The sequence below is a fragment of the Janthinobacterium sp. ROICE36 genome, from assembly GCF_002869965.1.
In the GTDB taxonomy this organism is placed as follows: Bacteria; Pseudomonadota; Gammaproteobacteria; order Burkholderiales; family Burkholderiaceae_D; genus Janthinobacterium.
In genome coordinates, this window is the sequence record NZ_PEBS01000005.1 from 13,312 (window position 1) to 36,137 (window position 22,826).

Consider the following 22,826-nt stretch of genomic DNA (forward strand, 5'->3'; position numbering starts at 1 on the left):
GCACCATGAACAACTCCCCATCTCTGCCCGGCAAGGTTTACCTGATCGGCGCCGGACCCGGCGCGCAAGACCTGATGACCTTGCGCGGCGCGCGCCTGCTGGCGCAAGCGGACGTCGTGCTGCACGATGCGCTGGTCACCGAAGAGATGCTGGAGCTGTGCCCCCAGGCGCAAAAGATTCTTGTAGGCAAGCGCTGCGGCCAGTTGTCGACGGCGCAAGCTTTCATCAACAAGCAATTGGTCGACAATGCGCGCAAGCACGCCATCGTGGTACGCCTGAAAGGGGGCGACCCCATGCTGTTTGGCCGCGCCGACGAGGAACTGCGCGCGCTGGAAGAAGCGGGCATCGCCGTCGAAGTGGTGCCCGGCATTACCACGGCGCTGGCTGCCGCGGCGGCCACACAGCAACCGCTGACCAAACGGAGCGTGTCGCGCAGCGTGGCTTTCTTTACCTCCAGCACGGCGCCGGGCGAACCCGAGCAGACGCGCATTCCCGACTGCGATACCTTGGTGCAATACATGGGCGGACGCGAAGCCATCACCACGGCGCAGCGCCTGCTGGTCCAGGGCCGCCGTGCCGACACCCCGGTGGTGGTGATTGAAAACTGCAGCCGCCCGGAACAGCGCATCGTGCGCCTGACGCTGAGCGCCCTGGCGCATGGCTTGGGCGACACCCACGGCCCTGTGCTGGTGATGCTGGGCGACGCCATGGCCGCGCGCGCGCACCAGGCCATCGACGAAACGGCTGCCATTCTGGCGCGCCATGCCTGAATAAACACACCGCATTTTACCGACTTTAAAGTCAGTAACCGACGTCTTCGGAAGAAACATGATACGATGCTCGCGCATCTTTTCTCGAGAAGTTATTGCGTAATAGCAATGAAAATCACGCTACACCCCGCCATAGCGCTTGCCGTGCGGCTTCCCCGCTGAAGGAAACCGCGCAGCAGTCTCCCCGAAAAAAGCTGCGCCCGCAGGCTGCAATACCGCGCCGCGCAACTTTAGCCGTCACGATCTAACCATGAATTTCACTTCCATGCGCGAAGCCCTGACTTCGCTCAGCCGCAGCAATGTCGGCGTCGCCGGTGCCGTGCTGTTAAGCATGCTCGCCTCCATCGCCCTGTGGACGGTGTTCCCGAATATCGACGATGAAAACCATTTATTGGAATGGCTGCAGGCGCTGTTCCTGGCCCTGGCCTGCACGGTGCACGGCGTGCGCGCATGGCAAGAGCCCGATCGCCAGTGCTTGCGTTTCCTCATGCATGCCGGCTTGTCGGCCCTGCTGTTCGGCTTCCTGCTGCGCGAACTCGATATCGACCAATTCGGCACGGCGCCCGCCTGGGCTCAGGCTGAAAAAGCCTTGCGCGTGGTGGAGTTGCTGATCCTGATACGCCTGCTGATCTTTTTCGCGCCGCGCGCCCGCAAGGTGTTTGCCCATGCGCCGCAAATTTTCAGCATGCGCATCACCATCCTAACGGCCATCGGCGGCTTGCTGATGGTCGCTGGCTGGCCTTTCGACAAGAAGGTCTTTCACGGCATGCCGGACGCTTACGCGCTGCTGGGCGAAGAAGTGCTGGAACTGGGCGCCTATTTTCTGCTGTTCCTCGCGTCGCTGTCCGACAGCACGGCTGCCGCGCGCATCAGCCTGGCGCCCCGGAAGAAACAGGTCTAAGCACCTTCAAAGGAAGATGGCAGCGGCAGCAGCCGCTGCAAGGTAGCAGCCACGCGCAGCAGGCGCGGATCGTCATCGTCGGCCTCGTCGCAGGTGTCATTGATACAGAAAAACGGCAAGCTGCCGAAACGCGCCGCCAGCTCCTCGAGCTGGTGCGGCGCCTGCGCATCGCCGCTGGCGATATGCAGCGGATCGAGCATGCGTGCCCGCGCCATTCCCTGATGCACCATCCAGCGCGGTACCAGGTCGGGCAGCAATGCCGGCACCTGCCAGGAGCGAAACACTGTCGCGCGCACGCCGGCAAACATGGCCGGCGCCAACCCTTCCAGTGCATGCAGCGCGCTTTTCAGCATGGGCCGCGGCGCATGCGCATACAGGCGCGGTGCATGCCGGTAATCGGCGTATTGCGCCGACAGCCATAGCCGCGACAGGGTGGCGCAATTGACGGGCGCTGCCACGTCGGCGCGCAAGCCCTGCAAATCGGGCTGCAGCGCACTCTCCGTGAAAACACTCAAACGCCGCTCCCCTTCCCCGCCAAACCAGAATGCGGGCTCGAACGGCGCGCCAAAAAATACGTCGTCGTTCAGATACAGGAAGCGTTCGGACAAGCCGGGAATATGGTGCAGATACGATTCGATATGGCCGGAGTCGAACACGGGCAGGGATGCCCCGGGCATCAGGCTGGCGTGGTCGATCACCGTCAGGCGCGGTGAAGCGCACAGCCAGGCAGGCACCTGGCGGTCCGTCAGCAGATAGACCTGGCCGTGGCCGGGGAAGAAGCGCTCCAGCGCGCGCAGGTTGTAGCGCAGTTCGCCGTTGTCGCGGTAGCGCCCCGCCACGTTGCCATGCAGGGCCAGCTGGCCGGGATGCGCCTGCTCCCAGGCGGCATACGCCTGCTGCCGGCGCGCCTGCCACGCCGGGTCGGCGCCATCGACCCACAGGTAGACGATGTCGATGCGCGCCGCAGGCATCGCGCTGGCGGCGCCGTTCAAGTGCTAGGGTTAGGGCTGGAGCCTGGTGCCGCCACGCAGTAATCGGCGATGGCGGCGAGCACGCTGGCGTTCTCGCCCACCGCCTCGACCACCTTCAGGCGCAATGACGGATGCTGCTGGCGCAGCTCTTCCAGCAAGAGCGGCAAGTCGCGCAGCACATGCCCGCCCTGCCCCAGGAACACCGGTACCACCGTGACGTCCAGGGTGGCGCCGGCGGGCAGCTCGGCCAGCAAGGTCGCCACCAGTTCGGGCAGGCGCGGCGTCATCAGCTCCAGGAAGGACAGGTGCACGCTGGTGCCGGGCATGCGCGTCTGCGTCAGATCGCGCAGGCGCTCGAAGGGCGCGGCCCACGATGCGGCGCGCGCGCCATGGGCAAACAAGATCAGCGCCTGTTTCACGTTCGTCTCCATCAGTGCCGCTCCACCCACCACAGGGCGCCCAGCGCCAGCAGCAGATACAGGGTGCTCGGCGCCACCGCCGTCAGGAAGGCTGGCCAGGTGCTGAGCAGCCCAAGATGGGAAAACAGGGTATTGACCAGCATGAAGCTCACGCCGATCATGATGCCGATGAAGATCTTCAGGCTGATGCCGCCGCTGCGCGTGTGCATGTAGGCGAACGGCAGCGCCAGCGCCATCAGCACGAAAATGGCCAGCGGATCGATCAGCTTTTTCCAGAAGGCGATGCGAAAACGCTCGGTCTCCTGCTTGTTCTCGGCCAGGTGGCGCGTGTACACGGCCAGTTCGCTGGCCGACATGCGCTCGGGATCGGAAGCCGACACTGTCAGGATCTTCGGCGTCACTTCGGACGTCATGTCCTTGCTGGCGCTCTGTACCGTGCGCACCAGGCTCGTTTCCTGTCCAAAGTAGTTCGCCAGCTTCGGTTCGAAGCCGGGCGAGGTCGTCGCGCTGTTCGAGAACGAGGTTTCCGTCACGTCGGTCAGGCGCCAGATATTATTGCCCTGATATGTCGCCCCCTTGGCCACGGTCAGGGTGCGCAAACGCATATCGGTATCAAATTCATACAGCTTGACGTTTTTCAGCTGGCCGTCCGGACGCGCTTCACCCACATTGAAAAAGCGCGAACCGGTGACGGTGCCCGTCAGGCCGTCGCTCTTGACCATGTCCTTGGTCCACAGGCCGGAGCGAAATTCGCTCGACACGGCCGCGCCGCGCGACGTCAGCTTGAGGCGTTCGGCCAGCGGCTCGGTGCGCGGCGTAATCAGTTCACCGAAGATGAAGGTGATGACCACGAAGACGATACCGATGCGGAACAGGAAACCGGCCGCCATCGCCGTCGACATGCTCGATGCGCGCATGATGGTAAATTCGGAACTGGCCGCAAACTGCGCCATCGTGTAGATCGTGCCGATCAGCGCCGCGATCGGCATCACCTCGTACACATGCCCCGGCACCAGCACCAGCACATACAGGAAGGCATACTGGATGGTATAGCCGTTGCGGCCCACCTTGGGCAGCTCGCCCGTCAGGTCGATGAAGGCTTGCAGTGCCAGGAAGGCCAGCAGCACGAACAGCACCGCCTGGAATATCGAGACCGCAAAATAGCGCTGTAGAATCTTCATTTCGATGCCGCTTTACTTGGTTTGCCGGCGCGGCGCGCGCGCTTGAAGGACGCCAGCAGGACCAGCGGATGATAGCGGTGATTCACATTCAGGCGCCACGCAAACAGCGCCACCACGGCCAGCGCCGCCAGCAGGTGCAGCGGCCACCAGGCCAGGCCGAATGTCAAACGCCCCTGTTTCACGCTCGCTTCGACGACCTTGATCAGGTTGCTATATGTAAAGAAAATCAGCAGGGCCACGATCAGGTTGGCCGAACTGCCGGCACGCGGATTGACGAAGCCCAGCGGAATGGCCAGCAGGATCAGCATCAAGGCGATCAGCGGCGCACTGACGCGCCACAGCAATTCGGCCATGGTGTAGGGATTCGGCTCGGCGACCAGCGCCATGGTGCTCATGGCGCGCACGCCCAGTTCCGCGCCCAGTTCCTGCTGCTTGCTCTCGATGCGCATGATGTACTGCTCGAATTCCATGGTCTGGAAGTCCGCCTGCGTCGGCACGCCCTGGTAGCGGCGGCCGCTCTTGAGCACCAGGAAGCGTTCACCCTTGGCGTCGGTATTGATCACGCCTTCTTTGGCGACGACGACGACGGCGCTGCCTTTTTCATCGACGGTATTGACGAAGACGTTCTGCACCACATTCTTCTCGCCGCTGACACCCTCGACGAAGAAAATGCGGTTGCTGCCGGCCGATTCGCGGAACTGGCCCGGCGTGACTTTTTGCAGGTCTTCGCGCTTTTCAAAGCGCGCCACGTATTCATCGCTTTTCTTTTGCGCCCACGGCGTGGCGTACAGGCTCAGAACGCCGGTGGCCAGCACCAGCGGCAGACCGAAGCTCAGGACCGGCCAGATCCAGCGCGACAGGCTCAGGCCGGAAGCGAACCACACCACCATCTCCGATTCCCTGTAGCTGCGGGTAACGACCATCAGCACCGAAATGAAACCGGTGAGGATGATGATGGTGGGTAGCTGCATCAGGGCGGAAAAAACCATCAGCGACATGACGTCGGCCGACGCAATCTTGCCGCCCGCCGCCTTGCCGAGAATGCCGATCAGCATCCAGGTGAGCAGGATGCTGAACAAAACAGTGAAGGTGGCCCCGGCGGCACTAGCCAATTCACGTCGAAGGGCGCGTTGAAAGATCATTCGGAGTTTATAATTCGGGTCAGTTAGTTGAGTAACACGTTACTAGTAAATGAAAACGGAGAACCAAATGGACTTTAGCATAAAAGCATTCGATACCAAGAGCACCCTCGGCACGGCCAAAAGCGGATGCATCGCGGTTGCGGTATTCGAAAACAAAAAACTGTCGCCAGCGGCAAAATCGCTGGACAGCAAGGGTGCGATTTCGGCTGCGCTGAAGTCCGGCGACATCAGCGGCAAGCCTGGCAGCACCTTGCTGCTGCGCGCAGTCGATGGCGTCGCCGCCGAACGTGTTCTGCTGGTAGGCATGGGCAGCGATGAAACTGTCAGCGAAAAAAGCTTCGCTACCGGTGTACAAGCGGCCCTCAAGGCTTTCGGCTCGCTGGGCACTGCGGACGCCATTATCGCATTACCGCTGACGGAAGTGAAAGAGCGCGACGTAAATTGGGCAATCCGTTGCGTGGTGCAGGCCGCACATGACGGCGAATACCGCTGCGACTCGCAAAAAAGCAAAAAAGATCCGGCGCCAGCAGGCGTGCGCAAGATCGCCCTGGCGGCTCCAGCAACGGCAGCCACGCGCGGCGCGCTGGCGCAAGCCATCGCCATTGCCAATGGCTCCGACCTGACGCGCAAGCTGGGCGACCTGCCGGCGAACGTCGCCAATCCGACCTACCTGGCCAACACGGCCAAGCAGCTGGCCAAGGATTACAAGTTCGAAGTCGAAATCCTGGATCGCAAACAGCTCGAAGCGCTGAAAATGGGCAGCTTCCTGTCCGTCACCAACGGCAGCGAGCAACCGCCGAAATTCATCGTCCTGAAACACATGGGCGGCAAGGCCAAGGATGCGCCAGTGGTCCTGGTCGGCAAGGGCATCACCTTCGACACGGGCGGCATTTCGATCAAGGCCGGTCCTGGCATGGATGAAATGAAGTACGACATGTGCGGCGCCGCCTCGGTACTGGGCACTTTCCGCGCCATCGGCGAAATGAATCTGAAGCTGAACGTCATCGGCGTCATCGCCGCCTGCGAAAACATGCCGTCGGGCCGCGCCACCAAGCCGGGCGACATCGTCACCTCGATGAACGGCCTGACTATCGAAGTGCTGAACACCGACGCCGAAGGCCGTCTGGTGCTGTGCGACGCGCTCACCTACGCCGAACGCTTCAAGCCGGCAGCCGTGGTCGATATCGCCACCCTGACGGGCGCTTGCGTGGTCGCCCTGGGCCACCACAACAGCGGCCTGTTTACGCGCAGCGATGCGGCGCATGACCAGCTGGCCAATGAATTGCTGGCAGCGGGCAAACAGTCCAGCGACACGGCATGGCGCATGCCGATCGAAGAGGCGTACAACGAGCAGTTGAAGTCGAACTTCGCCGATCTGGCCAACATCGGCACGCCAGGCGGCGGCTCGGTCACGGCAGCGGCGTTCCTGGAAAACTTCACCAAGAAGTACACCTGGGCGCATCTGGACATCGCCGGCACGGCATGGAAATCGGGCGGCGCAAAAGGCGCGACCGGTCGTCCCGTCCCCCTGCTGACGACGTTCCTCATCAACCGCGTATAAGTTAACGCCTGCCGGTAGCGCCTGCGCTATCGGCATCGCGAAGCAAAAAAACCGCCATGGTCGCAAGACCTGGCGGTTTTTTCATGCGTGGCGTATGCCTCAGTAGACGACGGGAGTGGGCAAAGGAGATGGCGCCACCTTCGGCTGCACCACCGTCACGGGCACGGCGGCCGGGGGCTGTTTTACAGCGACGGGCGTGGGAGGCGGCGCTAGGCGCGCCGGGTCCTGCATGACGATGGTCAAAATCGACGGGTAGTCAAAGCCCGCACCCGTGTTGCGGTCGACGAAATAGCCGACTCCCAGGGTCAGGATGACATTGCCCCAGATGCTGCCATTGAGTTTGGGATCGATGTGGTCGTCCGTTGCGATGGCGGGCGAACCGTGCTTCCGGCAATCGACTGTCAAAGGCTCCTGGCTCTTGCGGATGGTGATGCGCCCCGGCGTGGTAACAAACCACTTGCCCACGTCGTTGCTGAGGATGCAGCCGGCGCCGTTCAGCTCGCGGTTATCCTGTATGGTTTGCACCAGCACCATCTGCTCGGTGTTGCCAGTCAACGTGGCGCAGCCGCCCAGGCCAAACAGCAGCAGCGTCCTGGCGGCAAGGGCGACAGACGATGGCACGTGCATGGCTGGCTCGCTTAACGGACGGGAATCGGCTGGTCGCCGGGCACGGCGACGGCGGTAACGCTGTTTTTCGGACTGCCCTCGATCAGGCGGTCGGAATACACGAGGTAGACCAGCGCATTGCGCTTGCTGTCGACCATGCGCACCACGCGCACATGCTTGAAGAAGATCGAGGCACGCTCGGTAAACACTTCTTCCTGGCGCGGCAGCTTGCCTTTGAATTGCAGCGGCCCCACCTGGCGGCAAGCCACAGCAGCATCGGACTTGTCTTCGGCCAGGCCGACAGCGCCCTTGATGCCGCCCGTCTTGGCGCGCGACAGGTAGCAACTGACGCCGGCGACACGGGGATCGTCGTAGGCTTCGACGACGATCTTGTGGTCAGGGCCGATCAGTTTGAACACCGTGTCGACCGAACCGATGGTTTCGGCATGCACCGCAGTGCAGGCAAAGCCCAGCACCAAAGCGGCAGGCAGCAATTGACGCATGAAATAATCCCGGGCACGCACGTAGGCGGCCATCAGTTGATGGGAGCGAAACGCTGGACCATGACGCCTTCGACTTCGATCAGTTGAAAGAACACGTCTTTCGGTCGGGTCCAGATGGAACCGTCCGCAGCGCGATACACGATCATCGGCGTCAGATCCGATTCCAGCGTGGCTTCGCACACCAGTTCATAAATGCCGCCCTTGTAGTGCCGATAACGCATCGCCATCCCCTCAAGCCGTTGAATCTTCGCTCTTGTCGTCGGCCAGTGCCTTCTGCTTCATCTTCAGGCCCTGGATCACTTTCAGTATGCCTTCCATGCCGGCAGCGCCATCGGCGCCGCCGAAGGCGTCGAGCACTTCATTGAGCACCTTGTTGCGCACGATCGCTTCATCGGAGGATATTTCCAGCGCGCGCTGGGCTTTCGCCGCCTTTTCGGCCGCGCTCACGCGCGGCTTGGCCGCCGTCTTGCCATGCGTCAGAGCTGCCTGCCAGATAACCCAGCGGCGCTGGGTCTCGAAAATCAGGTACTCATCCGGTTTGTCTTCTCTTCGCCGCACAATGTGGCCGTCACGCTGCGCCCACGCTTCAAATGCAGTTCGCATTTTCTTCCTTTGCAAATGCTACGCGCAAGTCTCACTATTAAAACTGCAACATTTCAAAATAGTACCATCTATTGATGTCGCAAAACAGTCTCATAGATATAGTACTGCAATTTATATAACAAGTCTGGCGGCGCCAAGAACGGAATTGACGCTCCGCCCCGGGCACAGTGGTCATGTAATCGGAATAGCAATTACAACTAATTACAACTGCTTCCTGTTCGGTTCTTAACTTGGCTGTCACAAAGCCGTGTGACACAGTTGTTACATTGTGCCATTTTAGTAGTTTTTATCGCGTTTTAGCGAGAAACTTTACACCTTAGTGCCGTTAAATGGCGAGACGCAGCCTGCCACGCCAGCCACTTATGCGAAATCAAACATAGGGATTGATCAATCATACACAAAAACATAATATTCATGCGCCACGATTGGTTAAATATAAATACTTTATTAACACTCCTTTTCCCTGCAAGAAAATAAAGCATATGCTCGGCAAGCGGGGAGCAGGACGCCGGCGACACGCATGCGGTAAGATTCGCGCCTATCGCCACCTATTCAAGCAAGGAATTTTCCCATGAAACTCGCCACCTGGAACGTCAACTCGCTCAAAGTGCGCCTGCCGCAAGTGCTGCAGTGGCTGACAGACAACCCGGTCGACATACTCTGCCTGCAAGAGACCAAGCTCACGGATGACAAATTCCCCGTCGCCGAGATCGAGGCGGCCGGCTACCAGGTAGTCTTCAGCGGCCAGAAGACCTACAACGGCGTGGCCATCCTGTCGAAGCTGCCGATCACCGACGTGGTGAAGAACAATCCCCGCTATGAAGATGCGCAGCAGCGCATCCTGGCCGCCACCATAGGCGGCGTGCGCGTCGTCTGCGCCTACGTGCCGAACGGTCAGAGCGTCGACTCGGACAAGTACGAATACAAGCTCGGCTGGCTGTCCGCCCTGCACGACTGGCTGGCCGAAGAAGCGCTGCAGCACCCGCAACTGGCCGTCGTGGGCGACTACAATATCGCGCCCGACGACCGCGACGTGCACGATCCTGTCGCCTGGGCCGGCCAGGTGCTGGTCTCGGACAAGGAACGCGCCGCCCTGCAGCGCTTGTTCGACATCGGCCTGACGGACGCCTTCCGCCTGTTCGAGCAGGCGGAAAAATCGTTCAGCTGGTGGGATTACCGCCAACTGGGCTTCCGCCTGAACAAAGGCTTGCGCATCGACCATATCCTGCTCTCGCCAGCCCTGGCGGCACGCTGCACGGCCTGCGTGATCGATCGCGTACCCCGCAAGTGGGAACAGCCGTCCGATCATGCGCCCGTCATCGCCACCATCGACTAAGCAGGCAACCGTTCCAGCAGCGATTGCGCATTTGCAGCTGGTACCGGCGCGGAAAACAGATAGCCCTGCGCATAGCGGCAGCCGTTCGCCTGCAGCAGGGCGAACTGCTCTTCCGTCTCCACCCCCTCGGCCACGGTCGACAATTGCAGGCTGTCGGCCAGCGCGATGATGGCCGCCACGATGGCGCGGTCTTCCGCGCTGTGTTCCAGGTCCTTGACGAAGGCACGGTCGATCTTGACCTTTTTCACGGGGAAGCGCTTCAGGTAGGCCAGGCTGGAATAGCCGGTGCCGAAATCGTCGATCGACAGGCGCAGGCCCATGCCATTGATCTGCCGCAAAATCTCCAGGGTATGCTCGCCGTGCTGCATCAGCGCCGTCTCGGTGATTTCGAATTCCAGCAGCACCGGATCGATGCCCGTTTCACGCACCACGGCGCCGATCGCCGCCACCAGGCCCTTGTGCATGAACTGGCGCGGCGACAGGTTCACCGCCAAGGGCACGGGCTGCAAGCCCTGGCGCTGCCAGGCCATGCTTTGCTCGCACGCCTTGCGCATGACCCATTCGCCCACCGGTACGATCAAGCCGTTTTCCTCCATGATGGGAATGAAGCGGTCAGGCAGCACCAGGCCATGGCCGGGACGGCGCCAGCGCAGCAGCACTTCCATGCCATGCAGGCGGCGCGTGGCGATATCGATGATGGGCTGGTAAAACAGTTCGAACTGCTGCAGCGCCAGCGCCGTGCGCAAGCTGCTTTCCAGGTCGAAGTGCAGGGCCGCCGCCTGGTTCATCGTCTGCGTGAAGAACTGATAATTATTGCGGCCACTGCCTTTGGCGTGGTACATGGCCGCATCGGCATGGCGCATCAGCGTGTCGACATCGCCGCCATCGTCCGGATACACGCAGATGCCGATCGACGGCGTGACGTGCAGCACATGGCCATCGAGCGGGAAGGCGGGCGTCAGTGCCTCGATGATCTTCTCGGCCACGCGCGACGCTTCGTCGGTGTCGCGAATGCCGGGCACCAGCACGACGAATTCATCGCCGCCCAAACGCGCCACCGTGTCGCTGGCGCGCACCGCGCGACAGAGCCGGCCGGCCACTTCCTTGAGCAGCAAATCGCCCGTCATGTGGCCCAGCGAATCGTTGATGGTCTTGAAGCGGTCCAGATCGATGAACATCACGGCCAGCTTGCGCCCGGAGCGCTGCGAGGACAGCATGGCCCGCTCCAGGCGGTCCGACAGCAGCGCGCGGTTCGGCAAGCCCGTCAGGTTGTCGTGGTAGGCCATGTGATGCACCCGCGCCTCGGCCTGGCGCCGCTCGGCGATCTCGCCCTGCAGCAGCAAATTGGCGCCGGCCAGTTCGGCCGTGCGCTCGTGCACGCGCAGTTCCAGTTCGTCGCGCGCACGGCGCACAGCCTCGGCCGCCTCGCGGCGCGCCGTCACGTCATCGACCAGCCACACGGAACGACCATGCACATGCGCCAGGTCAAACGGCCGGCCGGACAGGCGCGCCCAGAAGCGGCTGCCATCCTTGCGCACCAGCTGGTATTCCGACATGTGCACGCGGCCCGCGCCAAAATCGCGCGCCGTCTCGCCGCGCGCCGCTTTCCACGCCGCCGCGTCAGGATACAGGGCCTGCACCGACAGGCCGTTGATCTCGCCGGGGCCATAGCCGAAAAGCTCTTCCATCTTGCTATTGGCACGCAAATTGTAGCCGTCCTCCACCACCGAGATGCCCAGCACGGCGCTGTCGAGGATGGCCTGGTTTTCCAGCAGCGCATTGCGCAAGGATTCTTCGGCGCGCTTCGCTTCCGTGCGGTCCTCGATGATCCAGATGGTGCCTGCAGCGGGATCGTCCGGATTGACCACATAGGCGATCAGCTGCGCCCACAAGGTGCTGCCGTCGCGGCGCATCATTTCCACTTCCGTCTGGAACGGCTTGGCCACCGACAGGAAGGGGAAGGCTGCCGCGCCCAGCAACTCGTAGGACTGCTGCGACACGTACAGCGCGCGCCCGGGCAGGCCCAGCGCCTCGTCGCCGCGGTAGCCGAACATCGCGGCAAAGCCCAGGTTGTAGCGCGTGATCAGGCGGTTCTTGGTATACAAGATGCTCACCGAGGCATTCGTCATGATGGCCGCCACTTCCATCTGCGCCTGGCGACTGTCCGTGACGTCTTCGATTATCCAGATGGTGCCCTGTTCGTTGTGCGTCTGGTCGACGGCCTTGGCCCGAATGCGACACCAGAACAGGCTGCCATCGCGGCGGCGGAACAGCACTTCATCCTGCTCATACGGCAAACCCTGCCCCAGCAGTGGCGTGGCTTGCATGCCAAACTCTGCGTAGGCAGCAGGCGAGGGAAACAGCTCGGCAGCGGGCAAGCCCGTCATCTCTTCCTGCGCGTAGCCGAACATTTCGGCGAAGCGGGGATTGCAACGCAAGACCAGGCGCGAACGAGAAAACAGGATGCCAACGGACGCATTGTCGAGGATGGCCTGCTGCTCCAGCATCAGCTGGCGCGTGGCTTCCTCGGCCGCCTTCTGCGCGCTGCGGTCGTCAAAGAGCCAGATCGTGTCGCGCAGCCCGCGGTCGGTCTGGCTCTCGGGGTTCAGTACATAACCATACGCCAGCGCCCAGAAAGTGGAGCCGTCGCGGCGGCGCATCTCCATCTCGCCCTGGAACGGCTGGCCGCGCCGCAGCAGGGGCGACGCTTGCCGCACCACGTTTTCATACGCCGCGCGCGACGGGTACAGGTCTGCGACAGCCAGGCCCACGCCGCTGTCGCCATCAAAGCCGAAGCATTCTGCAAAGCGGCGGTTGTAGCGCAGCACACCCTTGTCGCGCTGAAAACCGATGGCCAGCGGCGCGTTGTCCATCACGGCCTGCATTTCCAGCATGGCGCGGCGCAGCTGGTCTTCATCGCGCCGATGGTCGCTGATATCTTCGATAATCCATACCGTGCCGTCATGCGTATTCAAGGGATCGACGGCGCGCCCGTGCAGCCGGCTCCAGAACAGCGTGCCGTCCTGGCGCCGCAATTCCAGTTCGGTGCGGTACGGCTTGCCCTTCGAGAGCAGTGGCGCCGCCTCCAGCCCCAGGAGGCGGCAATGCTCGGCAGAACGGTACAGCACCGCGCCCGGCATGCCCGTCAACTGGTGGCGCGCATAGCCGAGCATCTCGGCGGCGCGGATATTGCACTCCTCGATGAAGCCGCCCTTGGAAAACATGATGCCGACGGCAGCGCTTTCCAGGATGGCCTGCTGTTCCAGCAAGGTCTTGCGCAAGGCTTGCTGGTCGCGCTGCTGCACGCTGATGTCGGCAAACACCAGCGTCGCGCCCGGCAAGCCATCGCCCACCGGCAGCGGCTTGGCCCATACCTGCACGGCGATGGCGGCATCGATTCCCTCCAGACTGCTGTCCCAGTGCCGTTCGCGCCCGGCCGCACCCAGCGCGCCACGCAGCATGCTGGCACTCGACGCGCGGTAGGCGTCCGTAAAACAGTCGGCCAGCAGCCGGCCCGACACATCCCTGCCCAGCAAGGCGCTCAAGGCGCCATTCACCGCGACCACCATGCCGCAAGCATCGCAGGCGCAGGCGGGCAAGGCGATCAGCTGCAAGGCATCGGCGATGAAATCGGGACTGGTCGGTACGCGGTTCATGGACACCATGGGTCGGTTGTTAGCGGTCGGAATGCACCTGAGCAATATATTCGTCAGGCACCACAGTGCTGTTAGATCATAAACCAGTTTCCGGGGGTTTTTTCATATTCCTTATTGGCAATACCTGAAACGCCACAGACCACTTGCAACACGCCCGTTGCACCGGCGTTGCATGGTAAGAAAATGAAACAAATCGTTTAGAATAAAGCATGCGCCGCCCTCCCCAACCTCCGCTCGACCACCGCGACAAACCCATCATCTGGACCGTCTCCGTCTCGCGCCTGTTCGACCTGTTCCGCGACATCACGCTTGAATACGACGACCTGGCGACGATCGAGCCGATCAACCTGGGCTTCGACGACGCCGTGCGCCACATCCGCGAACGCATGGCCACCGAGCGCTGCGATGCCGTCATCGCGGCAGGCTCGAACGGCGCCTACCTGAAAGGCCGGCTGTCGGTGCCCGTCATCATCGCCAAGGCCAGCGGCTATGACGTGATGCAGGCGCTGGCGCGCGCGCGGCGCATCTCGCCGCAGATCGGCGTCGTCACCTACCAGGACCCGATGCCCGAACTTGCCGAATTTGCCGCCACCTTCGGCTTCCAGATTGCCCAGCGCACCTATGCCACCGAGGAAGACGCGCGCGCGCAGATCAACGAACTGAAGGCGGCCGGCGTCAAGGCCGTCGTCGGTGCGGGCCTCGTCACCGACCTGGCCGAAGAGGCGGGACTGGCCGCCGTCTTCGTGTATTCGGCCACGGCCATCCGGCGCGCCTTCGACGACGCGCTGGAACTGGCGCGCCTGACCCAGATCGAATCGAACCGGGGACGGCGGGCGGCAGTGGCCGACACTTTGCGCGCGCGCCATGGCTTGCACGACTTGCGCGGCGAATCGGAAGCGATGGAAGCGCTGCGCCAGTCGGTGGTGCTGTATGCCCGCTCGCCGGCGACGGTGCTGATCCAGGGCGAGACGGGCAGCGGCAAGGAGCTGGTGGCGCAGGCCATCCACCGCGAAAGCCCGCGCAGCCTGGGTGCGAACCGGCCCTTCATCGCCATCAATTGCGGCGCCATCGCCGAATCGCTGCTCGAATCGGAGCTGTTCGGCCACGAGGACGGAGCCTTTACGGGCGCGCGCCGGGGCGGCCACGCGGGCCTGTTCGAAGCGGCCAACCACGGCACCCTGTTCCTCGATGAAATCGGCGAAATGCCGCTGGCCCTGCAAACGCGCTTGCTGCGCGTGCTGGAAGAGCGCGAAGTGGTGCGCGTGGGCGGCACGCGGCCCATCGCCATCCATGTGCGCATCATCAGCGCCACCCATTGCGACCTGGAGCAGCGCATCCGCGAAGGACGCTTCCGCGCCGACCTGTTCTATCGCCTGGCCGTGCTGCGCCTGCATTTGCCCGCCTTGCGCGAACGCGCCAGCGATATTCCCGGCCTGGCCGAATGGACGCTGAAAAACGCGCTGGCCGCGCTGGGCGCCCGTCCGCACCCCAACCTGCACGCGGAAATCCAGGCCTGCGCGCCGCTGCTGCGCCGCTACGACTGGCCCGGCAACGTGCGCGAACTGCGCAACCTGGCCGAGCGCCTGGCCCTGTTCCTGGCCGCCGAACCGCTGCAGGCGCTGACGCCCGCCTTCGTGCTGGGCGTGGCGCCCGAACTGGGCAACGCTACCGGCACGGCGGCGCTGCTGCCGGCGCCCGCCGCCGCCATCGCGCCACGCCTGGAAGATGACAGCGCCAGCGCCGTACTGGCGCGCTTCGGCGGGCGCCGCGACGCCGCCGCCCATTACCTCGGCATCAGCCGCACCACTCTGTGGCGCCGCCTGCGCGCCGGTTAACTCCCACCCAACCACCCACCACAGCATGGACGACTGGCCTCACCTGCACGATTTATGGCAACACTGCACGGGACGCCGCAGCGCTGCCGGCGCCAGCGGACTGGCACGCGACCAGCAGGACATCAAGGCCCTGTACGCGCGCGGCATTTCGATGGAAGACGCTCTGCACTTCCTGTATCAGCAACGGCCGACCGTGAAAGCCTACAGCGACTGGATCGCCGCGCGCACGCGAGCGCGCCCCGCGCACGCCGCCAGTGCGCACCAGGATGTGCTGTCCGCCGCCGAGTTGCGTCATTTCGACGAGCACGGCTATCTGGTGCTGCGCGGTGCCGTACCGCGCGCACAGTGCGCCGCCGCCCGGGCGGCCATCTGGGAGTATCTGGGCGCCAGCCCCGATGATGCGGCATCGTGGTACCAGCCGCACCCGGGCAAGCGGGGCCTGATGCTGCAGTTTTCCGACCATCCTGCCCTTGAGGAAAACCGCCACAGCGCGCACGTTCACCACGCCTATCAGCAGCTATACGACACAAGCACCGGCGCCGGCACCGGCATCTACGCCAGCATCGACAAGGTAAGCTTCAATCCGCCGGAAACGCCGCAGCACCGTTTCCCTGGCAGCGCCCTGCACTGGGACGTCAGCCTGCAACAGCCAATTCCCTTCAAGCTGCAAGGCATGCTGTACCTGAGCGACTGTCCCGCGCAGCATGGCGCCTTTCATTGCGTTCCCGGCTTCCAGCACCACCTGCCCGCCTGGCTGCAGCAAGTGCCACAGGGCCGCCAGCCGCGCGAATGGGCCGTCGAAGACTTGCGGCCCGTGCCTGTCGAAGGCATGGCCGGCGATTTCATCATCTGGCACCAGGCCTTGCCACATTGCGCCACGCCCAACCGCGGCCCGGCGCCGCGCATGGTGCAGTACCTGACCTACCTTCCCGACCACTGCCAGGATCAGGATGCATGGGTCTGAACCGCTCATCCCGGCCTGCCGCCGCCCATCCCGCAGCGCTGGCTGCCGGGCGCCTGCGCCGCTAGCATGGTGGTCAAGGAGGAGTACCCCATGAAACGAACACTGCAAACATTGATCTTGCTCACCACCGCGCTGCTGGCAGGCGCCAGCCGGGCCGCCGCGCCCGCGGCATTCACGGTCGATGTCACGGGCCAGGGCCGCCCCCTGATCCTGATTCCCGGTCTGGCATCCTCGGGCGAAGTCTGGCAAGGCACGGTGGCGCGCCTGTGCGGCCCGCACGCCGCACGCCAATGCCACGTGCTGACACTGGCCGGCTTCGCCGGCGTGGCGCCCATCGAGGGCGACTTGCTGGCACAGGCAGAGCAGCAACTGGCCGACTACATCGTGGCGAAAAAACTGGGCCAGCCGGCCATCATCGGGCATAGCCTGGGCGGTTTCCTGGCGTTGAAAATGGCCATCGACCATCCGGCCCGGACGGGCAAACTGGTAATCGTCGACTCGCTGCCGGCGCTGGGTGCGACGCAGCTGCCCTCCATCACGCCGCCGCAATTGCAAGCCATGGCTACGCAGATGCAAACGGCCATGCGCGCGCAGGATGACGCCACCTACGCCGCCAGCCAGCGCCGCGCGGTAAGCAGCATGGCCAGCGCGCCGGCCGACGTGGAACGCATCATCGGCTGGGGCCAGCGCTCGGACCGCGAGACGGTGATCAGGGCCATGGGCACGCTGATGGCCAGCGACCTGCGCCAGGACGTGGCGAAAATAAAATCCCCCACCCTGGTACTGGGCACATGGATCGCCTACAAGGACTATGCGCCGCGCACCGCCATCGAAGCCACCTTCCAACAGCAGTATGCACAGCTACCTGGCGTAAAAGTCGCGCTGGCCGATACGGCGCGCCACTTCATCATGTACGACCAGCCGGACTGGATGGTTGCGCGCATCGAACAGTTCCTGGACTAGGCAATGAACGCGCCCTTGCACCGGCCGCCGCTGCTGGCCAGGATCAACTGGTACTGGGCCTTCCAGCTGGCCGGCTGGGGCGCGCTCGCCTTGTTCAACAGCGTGTATGGCGGCTCCTCGCAGTTGCGCATCGTCGTGACGATTGCCTGCTGGGGTTCCCTGGGCGGGCTGCTGCTGTCGCACCTGTGGCATGGCGTCCTGCGCCGGTACGGCTGGGCGGCAAACGGCTTGCGCTGGCAACGCATCGTGCCGTCGCTGATCCTGCTGGCAGTCATCCAGACGGCCAGCGTGACAACCGCCTTCCACATCATGTATCCCCCCGGCACCATCCGCGGCATAGCCTGGCTGCCCGGCGCGCTGCTGTTCTGGTTCGGGGTATTTCTGACCTGGACGATGTTCTACTTCACCGCGCTGTCGCTGCGCCGCGCCAGCCGCTTCGAGGCCGAGGCGCTGCGCCTGGAAGTGCTGGCCAAAGACGCCCAGTTGCGCGCCCTGCAGGCACAGGTCAATCCGCATTTTTTCTTCAATAGCCTCAATAGCGTGCGCGCGCTGATCTTCGAAGACCGCGAAGCGGCCGCGCACATGATCGACCAGCTGGCCGGCCTGATGCGCCACGCGCTGCAATCGGGCCAGCATGCCACGGTGCCGCTGTCGTCCGAACTGGACGCCGTGCGCGCCTACCTGGCGATCGAACAGAGTCGCTTCGAGGATCGCCTGCGCGTCAGCTTCGACATCCCCCCCGGCACCGATCATGTGCGCGTGCCACCCATGGCCCTGCAAACGCTGGTGGAAAACGCCGTCAAATATGGTGTGGAGACAAGCGCCGATGGCGGCGACATCCGCATCACGGCGCAGCGCGGCGCTGGCATGGACGCGCTGCAGATCGAGGTGGCCAACACGGGCGAGCTGCGCAGCGCGTCCGGCTCCACCGGCATCGGCTTGCGCAATGCGCGCCAGCGCTTGCAGCTGGCCTGCGGCGAGCACGCCAGCCTGGAACTGCGCCAGCAGGCGGGCTGGGTATATGCCACCATCCATTTGCCGGAACTGCCATGAACGGCCAGCCGCTCAAGGTACTGCTGGTCGATGACGAGCGCCTGGCGCGCGCCGAGCTGCGTCGCCTGCTGGCGCCGCATGTGCAGCGGGGCGCAGTGGATATCCTGGGCGAGGCGGCCAGCGCGGCCGACGCCGTCGCGCAGATCGGCAAGCTGCGCCGGGACCTCCTGCTGCTCGATGTGCAGATGCCGGGCGGCTCCGGCTTCGACTTGCTGGCCGCGCTCGACGATGCGCCCGATGTCATCTTTTGCACGGCCTTCGACCAGTACGCGCTGCAGGCGTTCGAGGTCAGCGCGCTCGATTACCTGCAAAAACCCGTGCAGGCGGCACGCCTGGCCACGGCGCTGGCGCGTGCCGGCGCGCGGGCGCAAGCCGTGCCGCCGCCGGCGCCGCGCAAGGTCTTCATCAAGGATGGGGAACGCTGCTGGTTTGTAGCGTTTGACGATATCCGCCTGCTGGAATCGGAAGGCAACTACACACGCGTGCATTTCGGTGCGCAGCATCCGCTGATGCTGCGCACCCTGAACCAGCTGGAAGAAAAGCTTGATCCCGCCCTGTTCTTGCGCGCCAACCGGCGCCAGATCGTCAACCTGGCGCAGGTGGCGCAACTCGCGCCGAACGCCGCCGATGGCCTCGAATTGCAGCTGCTGGACGGCAGCGTGGTCGAGGTATCACGCCGTCGCGCGCAGCAGTTCAAGGCCGCTTGCGGCCTGTAAGCGCACTATTTCAGCGCGGGGATCGGCTGCGCCTGGAATGCGGGGCGCGGCTGCTCCTTGAGTTTTTTCGCCAGCATGTCGAGCGCCACTTCCAGTTGGCGGTCGGCGCCGACGAAGGTGGCGTGCGGAGGATTTTCCACCTCCACGTCCGGCACCACGCCCACGCCTTCGATCAGCCACTGGCCATCGATGCCGAACTGGCCGTTTTCCGCCACGCGCGCCATGCCATTGTCGGCCAGACGCGTATTGTCGCTCAGCCAGACGCCGGCGCCGGCGGTGCGCTTGCCCACCAGCGGTGCCAGTTTCAATGCCTTGATGCCGGCGGCGAAGGTTTCGCCATCCGAATACGTGAGTTCATCGACCAGCACCACCAGGTGGCCGCGGAAGGTGTTCTGCATGTTCGACGATGGCTGGACGCCTGGCGGCGCCCAGTAGGCCCAGGCCTTGCGCAGCAGTTTTTCGATGATCCAGCTGTCAATATTGCCGCCGTTATTGCGTCGCACGTCGATGATCAAGCCTTCGCGGTTGATATTGGCGTAAAAATCGCGCGCGAACGAGGCGATGTCGTTGGCGCCCATGGCGCGCAGGTGCAGGTAGCCGATGCGCCCTTGCGAAGCGGCCGCCACCTGCTCGGCGCGGCTCAATTCCCAGTCGCCATAGCGCAGCGCCGTCTGTTTCGCCATATTGACAGGCGTGACGATGACGGCGCGCGGCGCGCCCTTGCCATTACCCCGTTTGACCTGCAGCAGCACCTGCTTGTCAGCCTGGTTCAGCAGCAGGTCGCTAATATCGCGTGCGGCCAGCACATCCTTGCCATTGACAGCCGTGATCACGTCGCCCGCCCTCACATCCACTTCGGGGCGCGACAGGGGCGAGCGCGCCGAGGGCAATTCCACTTCGCTGCGGTAGACATGCTCGACCCGGTAGCCGTCGCCGGTGCGCGCCAGCACGGCGCCCAGGCCGGCCGGCGCGCCTTCCTGCTCCGTGCGGCGCAATTCGCCGGGGCGGATCTGCGAATGCAGGGCGCCCACTTCGGCCACCATCATGCCCAGCACGTCATTGAGTTCGGCCCGGTCCGTGACCCGCTCGACCAGCGGCGCATATTTGTCGCGCGCCGCCTTCCAGTTCACGCCGCGCATCTTCGCGTCGTACAGGAAGTCGCGGTGCAAGCGCCAGGCGTCGTTGAACATCTGCTTCCATTCCAGGCGCGGATTCGAGACAAACGTCCAGTCATCGACCTTGACCTTGGCCTTCGTCAGGTCAGCCGGCAGCTTGGCGCCCGCCTCGATCACCAGCATCTCGCCCGGCCCAGTAGCCGCTGCTGTCCTGTAGTACAAATGCTTTTTATCCTGGGCCAGGTCGAATTCGCGCACATTGGCCACCAGCAGTTCCGGCTTGGAGCCGGTATTGCCGATGGCGACAGTCTTCAGGCTGGACTTGTTCTCGCCGCTGTCGCGCTCGAGGAAATACAGGCGCTTGTCATCCATGGCCAGCGCACCGTAATTGCCCGCCGCCAGCGGCACTTCATACAGGCGCTCGGCCAGTCCCTGGCTGACGATGGCTGGCAAGGCGGCCGGCGCCTTTTTCACTGCGCCCTTGCCGCCAGCCTTCTCCAGAGCCTTTTCCGCCGCCAGTTCGGCCGCTTTTTCATCGTCCGTTTCGGCCGGCTTGACGCCAGGTCGGCTCAGCTCATCATCGGGCTGGAACGGGAAACGGTTGCCCGGCTGCAGCGCCAGCGCATACACGCCGATGCGCTTGTCGAACACGGGCCCCATGTTGCGGTCGCCCCACGGCGACCCGTTGGCCAGCTGGAAATTACGCGCCGACATGAAATACAGCCAACGCCCGTCGGGCGAAAACACGGGCGAGCCGGACGTATAGCGGTCGCTGGTGACGAATTGCAACTGCTTCGAAGCGAGGTTGTACAAGCCGATCTGCTCGCGCTGCTCGTTGCTGGCCACGCGCACGATGGCCAGGTTGCGGCTGTCCGGCGACCATTGCACTTCCTCGTGCTTGTCCACGCCCGCCTTGCCCGCGTCGTCGATCAGCTGGTTGCCCTTCGTTGCCAGGTCCAGCAGCCAGAAGCGGCCCTTCTTGTCCGTGTGCGCCAGCCAGCGCCCGTCCGGCGACGGATACAGTTTCCAGCGGTGGTTGTCGCCCTGCGTCGTCAGTTGCTCGCCCTTGCCCGAGCCATCGGCGGCGTACTTCCAGATTTCATTTTCGCCGCTCGTGTCGACGATGGCGAACACGGATTTCTCGTCGCTGGAAAAGACGGCGTCACGCGCCCGCGCCCCTTCGGGAATGGCGATATCGACGCGGCGCAAACTGCCCGTGCCGGCGATACTGACGCGGCCTCGTGCTGTAAGGATGATGCGCTCATCCTTGCCCGACAGCTGCACATTGCTCAAGGTATCGAGCGGCGAGCGGATCTGGCGCGCGCGCTGCTGGTCGAAGTCGGATACGAGGTTGATCGGTAGCGGCGATGAGTCCGTCCCTGCCGCCAGGTCCAGCACCTGCAGGTCGGCGCCCAATTGATACACGATCTTGCCATCGCCCAGGGAAGCATTGCGCACGTCCCACTGCGTGTGCTTGGTCAACGCGCGGCGATCGGAGCCGTCGGGCAGCATGCTCCACAGATTGTCGCTGCCGCCCGCGTCGCTGATGTAATAGACGCGGCCCTGCCACCACATGGGGCGCTTGTTGTTGCCCGCCAACACGGCGGCTTCCGTGTGCATGTGCACGGCCTCGCCCTTGCCATCCAGCGCATAGCGCCACAGGGTGGCATGCGCGCCGCCCCGGTAGTTGCGCACATTATCGTTGGTCATGGCCAGGCCGAAACGCGTGAAAAACAAGGTCTTGCCCGCGTCGTCGAGCACGGCATCGTTGGCGTCGGCCACGGGAAACACGCGCCGCGTCTGCTTCACGGGATCGATGGCGGCGACGATGCGGCGCGAGGCGGGACCATCCGTATTTTGCGTGCTGACCAGCACCTCGCCCTGCGCCGTCCAGTCCAGCACCAGCACGCCGCCATTGTCATACGAAATACGGCGCGGCAAACCACCGGCCAGCGGCATCACATACGCTTCCTGCGCCCCTTCGTAGGCGGCGGAAAACGCCAGCCACAGGCCGTCGCGGGAAATCGCCGCGTTCGTTTCATAGCCGGGATGCGTGGTCAAACGCTGCGCCGCGCCACCGCGCACGCTGCTTTTCCACAAATCGCCTTCGGCCGTGAAGACGACGCTGTCGCCCCGTATGGCAGGAAAACGGAAATAACTGCCGGCAGGAACGGCGGCAGCGGCGCTGCCCAGCAGGCCGGCGGACAACAGGAGCAAGGCAAGACTACGGGAAATTTTCATGTGGGCATCCAGATAGCGGTCAGGGCGATGAGGTGGCATGGACATCATGTCGATACCGGACAGCAATTCTGGCATAAGCACGACCAAAGAAAACCTTCTTTATTGCCCACAAAAACGTAAAAAAACCCGCGCCACTTGCGTGGGGCGGGTTTTTCGACAAGAGCAGAAACGCTCTGAACGCCGAACAAAACCGTAGCGAGTGGCAGCGAGTTGCGGCCGAGACGCGGAACTGTGCTAAGCACGGGGCCGCCGAGGCAGTGAGCATCGGCGGCCGCAAATCGCGACGCGCA

Annotated in this window: 19 protein-coding genes; 9 read left to right on the plus strand and 10 right to left on the minus strand. The window is 63.7% G+C overall.

The genetic code is table 11. The features are described 5' to 3' along the window. Window positions 1–5 precede the first annotated feature (5 nt). Entirely contained in the window at window positions 6–770 is a 765-nt protein-coding gene (gene cobA / locus CSZ94_RS03400; RefSeq protein ID WP_102120219.1) for a uroporphyrinogen-III C-methyltransferase, read from the plus strand. Window positions 771–1,020: 250 nt separating this feature from the next. Further along, entirely contained in the window at window positions 1,021–1,671 is a 651-nt protein-coding gene (locus tag CSZ94_RS03405; protein WP_146009725.1) for a hypothetical protein, read from the plus strand. Here the strand turns inward: CSZ94_RS03405 and CSZ94_RS03410 are convergent. Genes CSZ94_RS03410 through lptF form a run of 4 tightly spaced genes read right to left on the minus strand, consistent with a single transcriptional unit; the run spans window position 1,668 to window position 5,384 of the window. Continuing rightward, a complete protein-coding gene (locus CSZ94_RS03410; protein ID WP_102120221.1) occupies window positions 1,668–2,663 on the minus strand; it encodes a stealth family protein in 996 nt (331 codons plus the stop codon). The two genes, CSZ94_RS03405 and CSZ94_RS03410, sit on opposite strands and share 4 nt — an antisense overlap. Next, entirely contained in the window at window positions 2,660–3,073 is a 414-nt protein-coding gene (locus CSZ94_RS03415; protein WP_102120222.1) for a sirohydrochlorin chelatase, read from the minus strand. The genes CSZ94_RS03410 and CSZ94_RS03415 overlap by 4 nt, the downstream gene beginning before the upstream one ends. Then, a complete protein-coding gene (lptG, locus tag CSZ94_RS03420; protein ID WP_102120223.1) occupies window positions 3,073–4,242 on the minus strand; it encodes an LPS export ABC transporter permease LptG in 1,170 nt (389 codons plus the stop codon). The genes CSZ94_RS03415 and lptG overlap by 1 nt, the downstream gene beginning before the upstream one ends. Beyond that, entirely contained in the window at window positions 4,239–5,384 is a 1,146-nt protein-coding gene (lptF, locus tag CSZ94_RS03425) for an LPS export ABC transporter permease LptF (RefSeq protein WP_102120224.1), read from the minus strand. The genes lptG and lptF overlap by 4 nt, the downstream gene beginning before the upstream one ends. Window positions 5,385–5,451: 67 nt before the next feature. On the opposite strand from lptF, the gene CSZ94_RS03430 reads away from it, so the two are divergent. Beyond that, window positions 5,452–6,945 carry a leucyl aminopeptidase gene (locus tag CSZ94_RS03430; protein WP_102120225.1) on the plus strand — a complete coding sequence of 498 codons (1,494 nt, stop codon included), beginning with the start codon at window positions 5,452–5,454 and terminating at the stop codon, window positions 6,943–6,945. 99 nt (window positions 6,946–7,044) lie between these two features. Here the strand turns inward: CSZ94_RS03430 and CSZ94_RS03435 are convergent, their stop codons facing one another. Genes CSZ94_RS03435 through CSZ94_RS03450 form a run of 4 tightly spaced genes read right to left on the minus strand, consistent with a single transcriptional unit; the run spans window position 7,045 to window position 8,657 of the window. Further along, window positions 7,045–7,572 (minus strand): hypothetical protein, encoded by a 528-nt coding sequence (locus CSZ94_RS03435; protein ID WP_180977346.1) that lies wholly within the window; start codon window positions 7,570–7,572, stop codon window positions 7,045–7,047. Between the two features lie 11 nt (window positions 7,573–7,583). Beyond that, on the minus strand, window positions 7,584–8,054 hold the full coding sequence (locus CSZ94_RS03440; protein WP_102120303.1) for a CreA family protein: 471 nt from the start codon (window positions 8,052–8,054) through the stop codon (window positions 7,584–7,586). 32 nt (window positions 8,055–8,086) lie between these two features. Next, a complete protein-coding gene (locus CSZ94_RS03445; protein WP_065306721.1) occupies window positions 8,087–8,275 on the minus strand; it encodes a DUF1653 domain-containing protein in 189 nt (62 codons plus the stop codon). 10 nt (window positions 8,276–8,285) lie between these two features. After that, window positions 8,286–8,657: a hypothetical protein gene (locus CSZ94_RS03450; RefSeq protein ID WP_102120226.1), complete on the minus strand. Its 372-nt coding sequence runs from the start codon at window positions 8,655–8,657 to the stop codon at window positions 8,286–8,288. A 571-nt stretch (window positions 8,658–9,228) separates the two neighbouring features. Here CSZ94_RS03450 and xth point away from each other — a divergent pair. Beyond that, complete coding sequence (gene xth / locus CSZ94_RS03455) at window positions 9,229–9,993, plus strand: exodeoxyribonuclease III (protein ID WP_102120227.1); 765 nt, start codon at window positions 9,229–9,231, stop codon at window positions 9,991–9,993. Here the strand turns inward: xth and CSZ94_RS03460 are convergent. Further along, window positions 9,990–13,649, minus strand: coding sequence for a sensor domain-containing protein (locus tag CSZ94_RS03460; RefSeq protein WP_102120304.1), 3,660 nt, complete (start codon window positions 13,647–13,649; stop codon window positions 9,990–9,992). The genes xth and CSZ94_RS03460 overlap by 4 nt on opposite strands. Before the next feature lie 209 nt (window positions 13,650–13,858). On the opposite strand from CSZ94_RS03460, the gene prpR reads away from it, so the two are divergent. The 5 genes from prpR (at window position 13,859) to CSZ94_RS03485 (ending at window position 19,180) form a co-directional block, all read left to right on the plus strand. After that, window positions 13,859–15,484 (plus strand): propionate catabolism operon regulatory protein PrpR, encoded by a 1,626-nt coding sequence (gene prpR / locus CSZ94_RS03465; RefSeq protein ID WP_102120228.1) that lies wholly within the window; start codon window positions 13,859–13,861, stop codon window positions 15,482–15,484. Window positions 15,485–15,509: 25 nt separating this feature from the next. After that, the gene (locus CSZ94_RS03470) at window positions 15,510–16,448 is read left to right on the plus strand and encodes a phytanoyl-CoA dioxygenase family protein (RefSeq protein WP_180977347.1); all 939 of its coding nucleotides are present in this window, start codon (window positions 15,510–15,512) and stop codon (window positions 16,446–16,448) included. 90 nt (window positions 16,449–16,538) lie between these two features. Next, entirely contained in the window at window positions 16,539–17,411 is an 873-nt protein-coding gene (locus tag CSZ94_RS03475; RefSeq protein WP_102120230.1) for an alpha/beta fold hydrolase, read from the plus strand. 3 nt (window positions 17,412–17,414) lie between these two features. Then, entirely contained in the window at window positions 17,415–18,464 is a 1,050-nt protein-coding gene (locus tag CSZ94_RS03480; RefSeq protein ID WP_102120231.1) for a sensor histidine kinase, read from the plus strand. After that, on the plus strand, window positions 18,461–19,180 hold the full coding sequence (locus CSZ94_RS03485; protein ID WP_102120232.1) for a LytR/AlgR family response regulator transcription factor: 720 nt from the start codon (window positions 18,461–18,463) through the stop codon (window positions 19,178–19,180). The genes CSZ94_RS03480 and CSZ94_RS03485 overlap by 4 nt, the downstream gene beginning before the upstream one ends. Before the next feature lie 5 nt (window positions 19,181–19,185). Here the strand turns inward: CSZ94_RS03485 and CSZ94_RS03490 are convergent, their stop codons facing one another. Then, window positions 19,186–22,536 (minus strand): S41 family peptidase, encoded by a 3,351-nt coding sequence (locus tag CSZ94_RS03490; protein ID WP_180977348.1) that lies wholly within the window; start codon window positions 22,534–22,536, stop codon window positions 19,186–19,188. Window positions 22,537–22,826: the final 290 nt, after the last annotated feature.